Genomic DNA, 13,721 nt, shown 5'->3' on the forward strand with positions numbered 1-13,721 from the left:
TGCTTTCACGGCTTTTAGATTTGAATCAGATACATCGTTTTTAGATTTTCGGTGCCATGAGCATCCGTAGGATCTAACGTTTCGTGTAGGAAGATTCATATGTCTGATCGTCGCCAAGAGTCCTATGCTGTTCGTCTGGAAGCAGCCGAACTAGCTAGAAGTCGCGAGTACCCCACCCATAAAGCTAATGGGGATGAACAGCGCTACGCTGGAGCCCAGTATTTTATGTCCTTTACCAAAGGACTACCCCATAATCCTGACACAGGCTTACTGCAAGATCCTCAAGATTTCGTGGAGTTTCGCCGGGCCATTGACGATGGCTTTATTGATCCTTTTACAGATCGCGTCCGTCACGGTGCCAAGTTCCAAGTGAACTATGCAGGTGAGGTTGTCCCTGAGACAGATGTAGAGATTACTGACAAGTTAAGACAGTGGGAAGCACCTACCGCTGGTGTCGTTTATGGGCTACAAGGTCCTGATGCCCAGGCAGTCACCATGCCGCCTGCACCACCACTGTTGGATGAGCATGGCAATGTTAATCCAGAGCTTGCCTTGGAAATGGCTGAAGTTTATGAGCTAGCTATTCTCCGTGATCAGCCATTTAATGCCTTTGAAAATGGCAAATCCACAGGAGAGATTGATAGTGCGATCTCGCGTCTCAACACTCTAAGCTACGTAAGTAATCAAACCGGTCGCCCTCGTAAGGTCAATAATGATAAAGAATTCGACCCTCAAACAGTCTTTCGTGGTTCTTCTCCCGGTGTTGAAGTCGGTCCATATCTCTCTCAGTTTTTGCTGATTGGTAATACAGATGTCAATCAAGATGAGGATGGTAATGGTGGGGGACGCGTCGTCGAAGGCAAAATTACCTATGGTGTCCTGCAAATCGACCAGAAGGTTCCTATTGCTGAACCGTGCAAAAACTACATGATTACCATGCCTGAGTATGTGAAGGTACAGCGTGGTATCAAGCCTCCTAGGGAAACCTACGGTGCCAAAAAAGGTCAACCTGTTTCAGCGCCAGCTCGCCCTCCCCGTCGATTTATTTCTACACTTCGTGACTTGGCCACTTATGTCCATTATGATGCGTTATACGAAGCCTACTTAAATGCTTGCATCATCCTGCTAGGCATGGGCACCCCCTTTGATCCGGGATTTGATCAACTCTCAGGGGGGGCGACTTTTGTTGGCCACACGAAAACGTCTCGTAATGCAGGGGGGTTCGCGCTTTATGGTGGCCCCCACATTCTCAATCTTGTAACAGAAGTGGCGACCCGAGGTCTAAAAGCAGTTCGTTTCCAGAAGTTCAACAGTCATATTCGTCTGCGCCCCGAGGCGTTGGCTGGCAAACTTGAGCTACTACGCTGTGGTGCCAAAGTTCCTACAGCATTAGCATCAGACATTGGTGTCCTAAGAGATGCTTTGGGACGTACTCTAACCGCGATCGCAAATGGCCCTGGTTGTGGCACCCATTTCTTACCCATGGCGTTTCCAGAAGGCTCACCTATGCACCCTGCCTATGGCGCAGGTCATGCCACTGTTGCAGGGGCCTGTGTCACCATTCTTAAAGCCTTCTTTGATACCAGTGCTGTTTTGGCTAAAACTAAGGGCGGTGCGATCGCTTTCAAGCGTGAAGAACACGGTGACAAACCTGTTGTTTTCCGTGCACCTGACCTCTCCCATCCTTCTACGGGCGAAGGTGCACCTACAGGGTGTCTTGTGGAGTCTACTTGCAGTGAGTTTCTCACCCTAGAGGGTGAACTAAACAAGCTTGCAGCGAATATCTCTATTGGTCGTGATATGGCTGGAGTCCACTACTTTAGTGACTACTACGATAGTTTACGTATGGGTGAAGAGATCGCCCTCGGTATCCTTGAAGAACAGGCCTTAACCTACTCTACCGATCCGTTTGTGCTCTCTGTGCCCACATTTGATGGTGATGTTGTCAGGATTGGCCGCCGATGACCCGTTTACCCCGTCATGCATCGAAGGTAAAGCCCCCCTTGCGGGGGCGGGCGGCTACGAAACAGTATCGTGGAGAGTTTGCTCCTGTCGCATCCGTACGTCGCCCCCTGCATCCCTATGGCTCTCCACAAGAGCTACCCTGCAAGGAGATAGACCCTCCCACGCTTCCTCCTAAGGATGTAGATCCTCCCATCACTCCCCCCCATAAAACTAGTTTGTTCGCAGACATCGTTCAGTTTTATAAGAGTTTTGCCAGACTCCTAGAAACCTTGAATCAACCCTGGCAGTGGCTATTAGCATTAGCTACTGTTCTCAGTGGCCTGCTTTTGCTAAATCGACTCCTATGACAGGACAGTCTGACTGAATTAAATGCTATAGGCAGTTTGGAATCAAGAACAAGAGAGATAAACAGCTCTCTTCAAACCCCTAAGGACAGCACAGATAAAACCCCTATGCCGGAAGTTTCGAAGGTTGCCCCTCGCCAAACTTCCGGTTTCCTAGTATTTAAAGTTCAAGTCCTTTCATGCATATCTGCCATCATTAAAGTCAGCCAATTTTAGGATAATGCTGCGTTAATAACCTCTGGCTTGAGGGCACGTTAAGTTAAAAGCTCCTTGAGCAAAGCCTTGATCAGCATGCGAGGGAACCCATGAAATTTACGCTTCAGTCCATCCTTTATCCCCTAATGCTAGCTGCGGTTGTTGGATGTGCAACCCAACCTAAGTTTGACTCGGTTTACACTCGCTTAGAAACACCTATTCTCAAGGCCGGTAGCGCAATTCCTAAGCCCCAGGAAGATGTAATCTTAACAGTCTCAGGTAAAATTGGTGCAACGAATGATGGCCAAAAGATCATCATGGATATTCCCACCATTGAGTCAGTAGGACTGGTGGAATATACTGTTCAAGATCCATTTGAAAAAGAAGAACACACATTTAAAGGGGTCTTGATGAAAGATCTACTGGAATTATGGCAAGTTCCTCCTGAAGCCAGCGTGCTGGGTGTGCTTGCCTTAAATGATTTTCAAGTAGATGTCCCCATCCATTTAGTTCGTGACTATCCAGTCATTTTTGCATTACAACAAGATGATGAATACATGACTCCCGATTATCGTGGCCCGGCCATGCTCGTTTTTCCCTACAATGACTACAAATTTGAGCTGGGTACAGATTCCTATTGGGTATGGCAAATTAAGAACATTACCGTGAAAGAGTAGTGATACTTCAAGGTTTATGCGATAGTTGTCATGCGTATACCTTTGACTCCGGTAGAAACCAAACTTATGCCTGGGAAAGGCTTCAAAAGTTTTCAGACCAAAATCGTGATGCTGGCAACAATCTCGGTGGGATTATTTGGAGCCATTACTTTCAGCGGTCTCAACCTGATTGATTACTTAAAAGCCCAAGATGAACTCCTAACCAGTGGCCTCAATCGTTCTGAGCGGGGGGTCAATCAATTGAACCGGGAAGTTTTACGATTAGCCGTTCTAGCTAGAGCTAGACATGGCGACCTTGACGTGATTGCTATTAAGCAACAAGTTGATCTTGTGAAGAGTCGTCTGAGGGTAATTCAAAAGCATCATATCAGTAGCGATCTACCTCCTGAACTTGCTAGTAAGCTCACTGAATTTGACCGTGCCTGGCAAATATTAGAGGTAAACCTGAATCACTGGATTACTGATTCTACAAATGATGCATTACAAACTCAGCTTTACGAACAGCTTGTCGACTTTGAGTACCTAATCAATGATCTGGGCAATAAACACTCTCATCAGAGACGAGATCAGTATGTACAGTTGGTAAATCTACGATCTGGCGCAATTCAGCTTATTACAGTCATTTCTATCTTATTTCTCATTTTTATCTGCTTTGCAATTATTAATACAGCCCAATTCATTCAAGAACGTCAGCGAATTCTCGCCACCATTCGAGAGCAAGAGGAGCAATATCGCCGTATTATTGAAACTGCTGAAGAAGGTATTTGGCTCTTAGACCCCCAAGGAAAAACTACCTTTGCCAATTGCAAAATGGCAGATATCTTAGGCCTCGATGAGATAAAGCTAAAGGAAGCTAGCTTATGGGATTTTCTTGCTTCCCGTGAAGATAAACTTAAAGTCCGTGAGTATTTGACTGCTCTTCAACGGGGGTCGCGAGTGCCCCATGACCTACAGTTAATGCGGCCAGATGGAAAGACTTTATGGCTGTTGACCAATGGCACTCCAATTTTCGATGACATTGGCCAACATACGGGGACACTCTGTATGCTGACCGATGTGACTGCCCGAAAGCGGTCTGAAGAAGAACTCAAAATCGCAAAACAAAAGGCAGAAGTTGCAAATCAGGCAAAAAGTGAATTTTTGGCTAACATGAGCCATGAACTTCGCACGCCTCTGAATGGTATTCTTGGCTATTCTCAAATTTTGAGAAGAAGCCAAACGTTAACTGCACGAGAACGTAATGGAATTAGTGTTATCCATCAATGCGGAACCCACCTGCTCACCTTGATCAATGACATTTTAGATCTAGCTAAAATCGAAGCTCGTAAACTGGAGTTAATACCTGTTGCAGTAGATTTACCAGCACTACTCAAAAGTGTTGTGGAAATATGCAAAATTCGCGCTGACGAAAAAAACCTGAGATTGATTTATCAGCCCAACCCTCAATTGCCAACTGGGGTCATCGTTGATGACAAGCGTCTACGGCAAATTTTAATTAACTTATTGGGCAATGCTATCAAATTTACCAATCAAGGGAGTGTCACCCTAAAGGTAGATGTGCTGATGCTTGATCAGATGCAAACATCGTTACGATTTCAAGTCATTGATACTGGGGTAGGCATTGCCAAAGCTCATCTGTTTAAACTATTCCAATCATTTGAGCAAGTAGGTGATCGTCACAAACAGTCGGAAGGGACAGGTCTCGGTCTCGCAATTAGTCAACGTATTGTGCAGTTGATGAAAGGTACTATCCAAGTACGCAGTCAAATTGGAGAGGGTAGTGAGTTTTTCTTCACGGTTAAACTTCCTTTAACGCAGCAATGTAAGGAACGACCAATAACCTTCAACATCCGTCATATAATTGGTTACAAGGGTCGTCGTCGTCAAATATTAGTAGTGGACGATCATTGGGAAAATCGTGTTGTTTTAAGGAATCTACTAAAGCCATTAGGTTTCGATATTGTTGAAGCTGAAAATGGTCAAGAGGGGCTGGACATACTTGGCTCCGGGTCTCCTGATTTAGTGATTACTGACTTAGTGATGCCCACAATGGATGGGTTTGAGTTTTTAAAGCGCATTCGTAATTCTGAGGACCTCAAACAAGTCAAGGTTATTGTCTCGTCAGCCTCAGTATCCCAAAGTGACCAGCAAAAAGCCCTAGCTCAAGGCAGCGATGGTTTCATAGCTAAGCCTGTAGATGAGACTCATTTATTCGAGATCCTGTTAACTCATTTGAAATTAGAGTGGATCTACCAATCTCAGCAGGATAGTCCCCTACAAGCAGCATCTGCCAATGCTGAACTCATCTTACCTCCAAGGCAAACATTAGAGATGCTGTTTACTCACGCACGAAAAGCTAATTTAAAGGTGTTGCGATCGCAAGTCGAACAGTTAGTGGCTACAGATCAACGATATCTCGTCTTTGCCGAAACCATTCTACAGCTGGCCAAACAATTTCAAGTCGAAGAAATTGAAGAACTCCTGCAACAACATCTGACAAATATGTAACTGCCATAGAAAACCTATGTGAAGCATACAGAAACCAATGTCTCTCCAGATAAAAGAAAGGAGCAGCATCAAGCCGCTACCTTTCTTCCCAAATATTATTTAACCCATCAACATCTTACTTCATAAAGAAAGTCTCAGATGTCTTTACACTGTTGCTGCTTTAGCTAAGAACTTCTCTAGTTCTGTGAGTTTGTCTGCGTCTACTTTAGTCTGCATCGGACAGAACTTAGGACCACACATAGAGCAAAACTCAGCTGTCTTGTAGATATCAGCCGGTAGTGTTTCATCGTGATACTCACGAGCACGCTCAGGATCTAAGGACAGTTCAAATTGTTTATTCCAGTCAAAGTTGTAGCGAGCGTGGGAAAGTTCATCATCGCGATCGCGAGCTCCCGGACGATGGCGCGCAATGTCAGCTGCATGGGCTGCAATCTTATAAGCAATTAAGCCATCGCGGACATCTTCAGCATTGGGTAAACCTAGATGTTCTTTGGGGGTTACATAGCAGAGCATAGAGGTTCCATACCAGCCCGCCATAGCTGCACCAATGGCGGAGGTAATGTGATCGTACCCGGGAGCAATGTCAGTTACTAAGGGTCCCAGCACATAGAATGGCGCTTCTGAGCACTCTTCCATTTGTTTGCGTACGTTAAACTCAATTTGGTCCATGGGAACGTGACCAGGCCCTTCCACCATCACCTGGACATCGTGTTCCCAAGCACGTCGGGTCAGCTGACCAAGTGTTTTTAGTTCTGATAGCTGCGCCTCATCCGAAGCATCATGGAGACAACCCGGACGTAAAGAGTCACCAAGACTAAAGGAAACATCATACTTTTTGAAAATTTCGATGATGTCATCAAATCGGCTATAAAGAGGATTTTGCTTATGGTGATGCAACATCCATTGGGCAATAATGCCACCACCCCGAGAAACAATACCGGTAATGCGATTTTTCACCAACGGTAAGTATTCAATCAGTAGTCCTGCATGGATGGTCATATAGTCCACGCCCTGCTGAGCGTGCTTCTCAATGATGTGAAGAAAATCATCCTCAGAGAGATTTTCAATGCTGCCATGGACACTTTCTAACGCTTGATAGATGGGAACTGTACCGATGGGAACGGGAGCAGCATTAATAATGGCAGTACGAATCTCATCTAGGTTGCCACCACCTGTGGAGAGATCCATCACGGTATCAGCACCGTATTTCACAGCAAGGTACATTTTGTCCAACTCTTCGCTGATATCAGAAGAATTGGGAGAAGCACCAATATTGGCATTCACCTTGCACTTACTGGCAATGCCAATAGCCATAGGCTCTAGATTGGGATGGTTGATATTGGCTGGAATAATCATCCGTCCCCGAGCAACTTCTTCTTTAATCAGATCAGCAGGTAGATTCTCTCTCTTAGCTACATACGCCATTTCCTCTGTGATCATGCCCTGACGCGCATAGTGCATCTGGGTAACATTCGCTTGTCCTCGACGGGGGGTAATCCAGTTTGTTCTCATCTTTAAACCAAAATAAAGTGGGGTAACAAATGGTGACGACTTGGCCAGGTCGGCCCAGGAATTAGGCTGGCAAGCTGTCTTCAGCTTGAGCTACATAAGGTGTAGCTTGTAGCTGATCGTAATTAAAAACGGGAGCTGTACCATTTTGTTTTGCTAAGGTAGTCCAAACTAGTGTGACCACTGTTGAAGTAATCAGCGCTGCTGCAAAGCTATGGAGTAGATCTGCACTACCAGGCACCATTGGAAATAAGGGTGAAAAGTCTGGTTTTTGAAAAAACAGTAATCCTGCCACCATCCCTATGAGCGAGCTAACAAAGGCATTACACCCTGTAAGATGGCGACTGTATAAACCATATAGCATGGGGAATAAGACGGCTGCACAAATCAAATCGGCAACAAAAAATAAATACAGTACGCTGTAGCCTTGGGAGGCAATTGCGATCGCAGGCACCCCTATCAAAACAGTTAAAATTCGTGAAACTCTCAGCACATTCTTCGCTGACGGGTCAGGCAACACGCGCATAAGATCTAGCGTGAACACACTTGAAATACCATTGAGCATGGTGTCCAGGCTGCTCATTACTAGAACCAGAGCCAATACAATCACACTGACTAACACCCAACCAGGCATCGCGAGTTGGCTCAACAAACCAAAGAACGCAGTTGCACCAATAATGTCCGGTTGTTCTGCTGCTAAGGGAACTGCCAACACACCTAACAAGCCTGCAATAAAGATCAGTGGCAAAATGATAACTGCCGACCCCAGAAAAGCTCGACGCACTGTTTGGCTGTCACGACAGGCATAAACTCGTTGCCAGTTGCCCTGATTAAAAACCTCTGCGGCAACAATAGCAATGATCAGTGTGGCTCCAAAGCGAACACCATCAATGTTGCCCAAGGATAATAGCTCGGGCTGCTGAGCAGAAACAGCAATAAAGGCATCTGTCCCCCCCAAAGCCACAACAATCATCCCTGAGCAGATCAACAACAAGGGCACAATCACCACAAACTGAACCACATCAGTCAAGATAGTGGTGCCTAAACCTCCTACCGTCGTGTAAATAAACACTGCTGTAATCACTACCAGAGCGGTGACTCCTAGAGGAACATCGGCCACTAGCTGCAATGCCTTGGCAATAGCTGTTAGCTCTGCTGCCAGGTAAATAAACATGTAAAAAACAATTACCGTCTCCACCAGCCAGTACATGGGGCCGCCAAAGCGATGCTTTACATACTCATTTAGGGAATGACCCTGGGGCATTAGGTGGCGTAGTCTTGGCCCTACGATAAAAAATAAGGCCACGGCCCCTGCTGAACCAAGACAATAACCCAAAATAGCTGACACTCCACCAAACGCGGAGCCTGCCTCCTGGGGACTAAATAAAATCCAGGCTCCCAAAGCTGAAGCCGTCACCGTTGCCAAGGCTGACCAACCACCAACCTGGTTGCGATTGACCATGTAGCTTTCTAAATCAATCCGTTGACGCCCAGCATAAAGCACACCAAGTAGGGTAAATGCTGCTGCCGTTACTAGAGTCACTAGTAGCGCGATCGCTCCTATGGACACCATGCTTCCTCATTGCGTTGGGCAGAATACTAGGAGCGATGAGCATAGTCTGTAGATAACAGATATCACCCCTTGACTTTCCCACGGATGCATTCAGCAGTAACAGTCAACTAAATCGGCTGCTTCCCTACGCTGGCATGACCCAGACTCAGGTTCCGAGGGTATAATCTCAGCCCGTTTGAGTGGGCACCCCTAGCTATGTGATTGATATTATCACAGTAATTATCAGAAGGCAGTGGATCGGGTTCACTGCAAAGAAAGGTTACGTAGCTGTTCAGAGAAAACTGGTTTTACTTGGCCAAGACTTCGAGGGTAAGGGCGGTTAAAGATTGAGTCACCAAGGTATTCCCACTGGGGCTGAGATGAATATGATCTCGATAAAGATGTTCAGGTATAGGGGTATCTTGGAACAGTTGTAAGAAATCTATATAGGGAATCTGTTGCTGAGCGACTAGTTTATCCACTCGCTCACGGGCAACAATCTCATAATCTCTTGGACCATGGAGCACCTCCCGTTTAAGAGGGGTCATGGCTAACAACAATATGCCGTTGTTGGTAACTACATATTTCTTGATCTCAATAATGGCTGTTAGATTTTTGCCAATGCGATCTCCTTTCTCGTTCTGAACCTCTTTTAAACCTGGAATAGGTTGTTGTTTCTTAAAGCGGTTAAAGATTTCTAAGATAGCAAGCAAAGGCTTTTGATTTGGATAACTGCGGTCTTTACCCACCTGAAGCGAATTAGGCTGGACACCAAAGAGATCATCAGTGTTGATCACCAGTATGACAATTTGTGACTCAAAGATTCCAAATTTTTGTAGATAAGCCAGTTCGTTGCGAGGTCCCCATGAATTGGCAGATGCATTGAGCACTTCAGCCCACTGTATCTCATCATATTGAAGAAGGCTATTCTCTAGTCTTACCGATAATGTAGAAGATTGATCGGTCCACCAATTTCCGTTAACAATAGAGTCGCCAATTAGAAATACCCTTAGAATATTCAACGGTCGAGTTTTTTCAATCTCATTCGACCGCATGGAATATTGATTGATGTTAATTAAATTACCGAAGCGTCGCACTCGCTGATTGGGGGCTAACAGATACCCGATAGTATCATCAGCTACATAGAGAGGTGGATTGCCAAACCCAAACAAGAGCTTCAGGGCTAACTCCACTAAGAGAAATCCTACTAAAGCAAAAAGCAATCCTAAAATAACAAACTTCACGGATAGCCCCCGTTTAGAAAGAAAAATATCAAGAATAAGAATTAATCTTCACGCTACCATGCCCCCATATAAACATTTTGCCAGCATTGCGCTATAGGCAATTTAATCTGATATTTTACAGTTGGCTCAATTCAATAACATGACCATCTGGGTCTTGGACAAATATCGCTGCACGACCAGACGAACTGGCTTGCATCGGTATATGAGCTAACTTTAATCGCTGTTTGGCAACGTCTAAATCTGTAATTGCAAATGCTAAATGTGCTTGACGCCCCCACTTTTCATCAGGGGCTGGCTGAGAATAATCACGCTCCGCTACAATTAGGTGGATTTGAAAAGAGCCTAGCTGGTACCATGCTCCAGCAAATTTCAGGGTTCGTTCTACTTTGGTTAGTCCAAGGACTGTTCCATAGAAATGTTCTGCTGTTGCCAGATTTGAAACGTTGATGGCGGCATGCAGAATTGACTGTAACATCTCTTAAATTTTCTAGTCAGCTTCCTTATTGTAGCTAGCCGCAGTTGGGGTTAGCTTGACAGTTCAGGTATATTGCATCACTAGCCAGATAACTTCTATCAATCGTTACTCCAGAATTAACCTGGGTTTACTAATATCATCAGTCAAACACAGTCTGGTGTGATTCGATGGGTATCGTTATCCTGTGAGTAGCCCTCTCTGTGTACTCCTGCAAGTCTTTATGAACACAGTCAGTCCTTTAAATGCAGCACAAGTTTTGACCAGGCAAAAACCTCGGCTTCTAGTTGTCGATGATGAACCCGACAATTTAGACTTGCTATACCGCACATTCCGTCGCGAATATCAGGTTTTGAGAGCTGAGAGCGGCAGAAAAGCATTAGAGGTATTAGAAGATGATGGCGAAGTTGCGGTCATTATCTCTGATCAGCGGATGCCTGATATGAGCGGCACTGAGTTCCTGAGTAAGACGGTGCCTGACTTTCCGGACACGGTTCGTATTATTCTTACAGGGTTTACAGACGTTACAGATTTGGTTCAAGCCATTAACAATGGCCAAGTCTATCGCTATATTACTAAGCCTTGGGAGCCAAATATTCTAAAACAGCTAGTTCAAAAGGCTGCCGACACCTATGAGCTGCTTAAGGAAAGTCATCATGCACTGTATGTTGCTGATCGGCAATCTCAGCTCATGGGCAGAGTCGCTGAGATTGCCCACATGGCGATGCAGGAAAGCGAGGCACTACAGTTTATTGCTGATGGATGGGGACAAACGCTATCAGCTCAGCTATGTGTCATCAAGTGTGTAGACAATGGGGCAACGGCTACGTTTGGCAACTTGGGTGGTCAAAGCCTAGACAGTAACCCGTTAGTGCAGGCGGTAATGGCAACTCGTACTCTGCAAACCTTGCCCGACGTGAGCGCTAGCAACGTCAATGATCATCTCTACGAGGCAACAGGTACACGAGCTCATTTAGTTGCCCCTATCATATTTCAAGAACGTCTGTTAGCAGTGGTGTCACTCCATTGGGCCCACAGCTATCGCACGCTCACTGATGTCAGCAATATTCTAACGATTGCAACGAATCAAATGGCTCAAGCTCTAGTTGCAGTCCGCTCTCAATAGGCTCAAGCGGCAGTATGATAAAAGGCGGATTCAGTTGCCGTAGTCAGCATCAATTGTATGCTAGGGTCGCTGATCACACTTGTCCGTAGGAAGGAACTGATGGCTCAGGCTGCTCCCGATGCCAACTATATTCGTGACTTATTCGACCGGATTGCACCGGTCTATGATGACTTAAACCAATCTCTGAGCTTTGGTCTACACAAGGTTTGGAAGCAAATGGCTGTAGATTGGAGTGGTGCCGAGTCAAGGATGAATGTTCTGGATGTATGCTGCGGTAGTGGTGATTTGGCCTTACTGCTAGCACGAAAAGTGGGGGCTGATGGTCGGGTGACCGGGGCAGATTTTGCGGTTGAGCAACTTGCGATCGCAGCCCAACGTGCTGCCACCAGGGGCTATACCACCCGCACTACTTGGGTTGAAGCTGATGCCCTTAATTTGCCCTTTGAGACCAATCAGTTTGACGCCCTGACCATGGGCTATGGTCTACGCAACCTCATCAATATTTCCAAGGGGCTGAGTGAACTCCACAGGGTCTTAAAGCCCAATGGCAAAGCCGCTATTTTGGATTTTCATCGTCCGAGTTCTGCTTTCGTTAAGCAGTTCCAGCAATGGTATCTCGACATCATTGTGGTGCCCACCGCTCAGCGATGCGGTCTGACCGAAGAGTATGCTTATATCGGTCCCAGCGTAGATCGTTTCCCTATGGGTAGTGAGCAAGTTGCCCTGGCCCAAGAAGTCGGTTTTCGTGAGGCTGTGCATTATCCTCTCGTCGGGGGGATGATGGGTGTCCTGGTGGCGCAAAAATGATCGCAGTTTCTCCCATTGTGTTGGTTGTGCCCCCCATTGTGGGTGGCATTATTGGCTATTTCACTAACGATTTAGCCATCAAAATGTTATTCCGACCCTATCGTCCTATCCACCTGTTTGGCCAACGACTACCATTTACGCCAGGGTTGATTCCGAGCAACCAAAACCGTCTGGCCAAGCGGATTGCCGATACGATCATGGGGTCACTTTTGACGCCCGAAGAGCTACAGCGGCTGGCGAAGCGACTACTTAAAACTGAACGTATGGAGGGTGCCATTCGTTGGCTCTTGAACTTAGCCCTTACCCAAACCCAGACTAGCAACCAGGACAAAACAGCCTATATCCTCGGCAATATTCTTCAGGATATGCTGGGCCAATCTTTACCCAAAATGTTAAAAGTATGGGCCCGGGATGAGAATTTTCTGGCTGATCAAATTGACCATATTTTTGATCAGGTCCTGCTGAATTTTCGTCTAAACGAAAATCAGGCCAAACAAATTTCTACCTGGGTGCGCCAGGGCATTTTGCCGCCTGATCGTCTACGTCGCTTAATTATTGACTTTCTCACCGATCGAAATATTAAGGTGATTGACGAAACTTTACGAGAAAAAACTAGCGGTACGTATTGGGTGGTCGCCAATATTTTGGGCGTGCGCAATGCTCTCACCCGTCTACGCACCTATTGTTTAGATGAACCGGCCAAGTGTAACAGTCGCATTGCTGAACTGATTAACGCTCTACGCGTGGAAAATCGGTTTCAAGAATGGTTGCAAAATTTCTCACTCCAGGATTTTCCAATATCGACCGTCCAACAACTCAGGCTCACCCTGCGGCAGACTATTCGCAGCTATTTACAAACAGACGGGGTGCCGTTGCTCAGGGGGTTAAGTGACTCCATTGACTGGCACAAGGTAGCCCAGCGATTACTGAAACGATTACAGACATCCTCAGTCGTTATGGATTCTCTGGATACTGCTAGTCAAGAACTCGCTCTTATCCTGGAACGATATTTGGAAGAAGATTTGGAAAACATTGTTGCTAAGGCAATTCCCATTCTTGATATTGACCAGGTGATTATGGAACGGGTCAATGCCACGTCCCCACGAAACCTGGAAATGGCGATTCAAGGCATTGTCCGCAATGAGCTACAAGCCATTGTTAACCTGGGGGGAATTTTGGGTTTTACTATCGGTCTCATACAAGCCGGAATTTTATTATTCCAGTAGGGGGATTGCATGCAATCCCCCTACCGCATACAAAAAACAGGGCACCTACAAGAGATGCCCCTACGGAGATAATTTGAAACGCTTGGATGATGTGGA

The 13,721-nt window shown here is 46.0% G+C and carries 11 protein-coding genes and 1 riboswitch; of the genes, 7 read left to right on the forward strand and 4 right to left on the reverse strand.

Features of this window, described 5'->3' with window-relative positions:
• Positions 1-99 precede the first annotated feature (99 nt).
• From U2F10_RS28095 to U2F10_RS28110, 4 genes are all read left to right on the forward strand, one after another.
• Positions 100-1,965: a phosphatase PAP2 family protein gene (locus U2F10_RS28095; protein WP_499873933.1), complete on the forward strand. Its 1,866-nt coding sequence runs from the start codon at positions 100-102 to the stop codon at positions 1,963-1,965.
• Positions 1,962-2,312: a hypothetical protein gene (locus U2F10_RS28100; RefSeq protein WP_499062139.1), complete on the forward strand. Its 351-nt coding sequence runs from the start codon at positions 1,962-1,964 to the stop codon at positions 2,310-2,312. The genes U2F10_RS28095 and U2F10_RS28100 overlap by 4 nt, the downstream gene beginning before the upstream one ends.
• Before the next feature lie 302 nt (positions 2,313-2,614).
• Positions 2,615-3,181: a putative pterin-binding protein gene (locus tag U2F10_RS28105; protein WP_163663571.1), complete on the forward strand. Its 567-nt coding sequence runs from the start codon at positions 2,615-2,617 to the stop codon at positions 3,179-3,181.
• 30 nt (positions 3,182-3,211) lie between these two features.
• Positions 3,212-5,689: a hybrid sensor histidine kinase/response regulator gene (locus tag U2F10_RS28110; protein ID WP_163698765.1), complete on the forward strand. Its 2,478-nt coding sequence runs from the start codon at positions 3,212-3,214 to the stop codon at positions 5,687-5,689.
• 144 nt (positions 5,690-5,833) lie between these two features.
• Here U2F10_RS28110 and thiC read toward each other — a convergent pair whose 3' ends face one another.
• The 4 genes from thiC to U2F10_RS28130 all read right to left on the reverse strand — a co-directional run bounded on the left by thiC (position 5,834) and on the right by U2F10_RS28130 (position 10,469).
• Positions 5,834-7,201 (reverse strand): phosphomethylpyrimidine synthase, encoded by a 1,368-nt coding sequence (gene thiC, locus U2F10_RS28115; protein WP_499062137.1) that lies wholly within the window; start codon positions 7,199-7,201, stop codon positions 5,834-5,836.
• A 61-nt stretch (positions 7,202-7,262) separates the two neighbouring features.
• On the reverse strand, positions 7,263-8,771 hold the full coding sequence (locus U2F10_RS28120) for a sodium:solute symporter family transporter (protein ID WP_163663565.1): 1,509 nt from the start codon (positions 8,769-8,771) through the stop codon (positions 7,263-7,265).
• A 104-nt stretch (positions 8,772-8,875) separates the two neighbouring features.
• Positions 8,876-8,972: riboswitch (TPP riboswitch) on the reverse strand.
• An 86-nt stretch (positions 8,973-9,058) separates the two neighbouring features.
• Complete coding sequence (locus U2F10_RS28125) at positions 9,059-9,994, reverse strand: GDSL-type esterase/lipase family protein (protein WP_163663563.1); 936 nt, start codon at positions 9,992-9,994, stop codon at positions 9,059-9,061.
• 115 nt (positions 9,995-10,109) lie between these two features.
• Positions 10,110-10,469, reverse strand: a complete 360-nt coding sequence (locus tag U2F10_RS28130; RefSeq protein ID WP_163663561.1) for a VOC family protein — start codon at positions 10,467-10,469, stop codon at positions 10,110-10,112.
• A gap of 220 nt (positions 10,470-10,689) precedes the next feature.
• Between U2F10_RS28130 and U2F10_RS28135 the strand changes: the two genes are divergently transcribed.
• The 3 genes from U2F10_RS28135 (at position 10,690) to U2F10_RS28145 (ending at position 13,625) form a co-directional block, all read left to right on the forward strand.
• Complete coding sequence (locus U2F10_RS28135; protein ID WP_499868244.1) at positions 10,690-11,592, forward strand: response regulator; 903 nt, start codon at positions 10,690-10,692, stop codon at positions 11,590-11,592.
• Positions 11,593-11,691: 99 nt separating this feature from the next.
• Positions 11,692-12,399 (forward strand): bifunctional demethylmenaquinone methyltransferase/2-methoxy-6-polyprenyl-1,4-benzoquinol methylase UbiE, encoded by a 708-nt coding sequence (ubiE, locus tag U2F10_RS28140; protein WP_499873935.1) that lies wholly within the window; start codon positions 11,692-11,694, stop codon positions 12,397-12,399.
• Positions 12,396-13,625: a DUF445 domain-containing protein gene (locus U2F10_RS28145; RefSeq protein WP_163663555.1), complete on the forward strand. Its 1,230-nt coding sequence runs from the start codon at positions 12,396-12,398 to the stop codon at positions 13,623-13,625. The genes ubiE and U2F10_RS28145 overlap by 4 nt, the downstream gene beginning before the upstream one ends.
• Positions 13,626-13,721 lie beyond the last annotated feature (96 nt).

It is taken from the genome of Leptothoe sp. EHU-05/26/07-4 (genome assembly GCF_043421015.1).
GTDB classification, from domain to species: domain Bacteria; phylum Cyanobacteriota; class Cyanobacteriia; order Phormidesmidales; family Phormidesmidaceae; genus Leptothoe; species Leptothoe turfae.

What these genes read in the sequence shown, in the direction of transcription:
- U2F10_RS28095 (WP_499873933.1), top strand. Translation starts at nt 100, where the DNA reads ATGTCTGATCGTCGCCAAGAGTCCTATGCTGTTCGTCTGGAAGCAGCC.
- U2F10_RS28100 (WP_499062139.1), top strand. Translation starts at nt 1,962, where the DNA reads ATGACCCGTTTACCCCGTCATGCATCGAAGGTAAAGCCCCCCTTGCGG.
- U2F10_RS28105 (WP_163663571.1), top strand. Translation starts at nt 2,615, where the DNA reads ATGAAATTTACGCTTCAGTCCATCCTTTATCCCCTAATGCTAGCTGCG.
- U2F10_RS28110 (WP_163698765.1), top strand. Translation starts at nt 3,212, where the DNA reads ATGCGTATACCTTTGACTCCGGTAGAAACCAAACTTATGCCTGGGAAA.
- thiC (WP_499062137.1), bottom strand. Translation starts at nt 7,201, where the DNA reads ATGAGAACAAACTGGATTACCCCCCGTCGAGGACAAGCGAATGTTACC.
- U2F10_RS28120 (WP_163663565.1), bottom strand. Translation starts at nt 8,771, where the DNA reads ATGGTGTCCATAGGAGCGATCGCGCTACTAGTGACTCTAGTAACGGCA.
- U2F10_RS28130 (WP_163663561.1), bottom strand. Translation starts at nt 10,469, where the DNA reads ATGTTACAGTCAATTCTGCATGCCGCCATCAACGTTTCAAATCTGGCA.
- U2F10_RS28135 (WP_499868244.1), top strand. Translation starts at nt 10,690, where the DNA reads ATGAACACAGTCAGTCCTTTAAATGCAGCACAAGTTTTGACCAGGCAA.
- ubiE (WP_499873935.1), top strand. Translation starts at nt 11,692, where the DNA reads ATGGCTCAGGCTGCTCCCGATGCCAACTATATTCGTGACTTATTCGAC.
- U2F10_RS28145 (WP_163663555.1), top strand. Translation starts at nt 12,396, where the DNA reads ATGATCGCAGTTTCTCCCATTGTGTTGGTTGTGCCCCCCATTGTGGGT.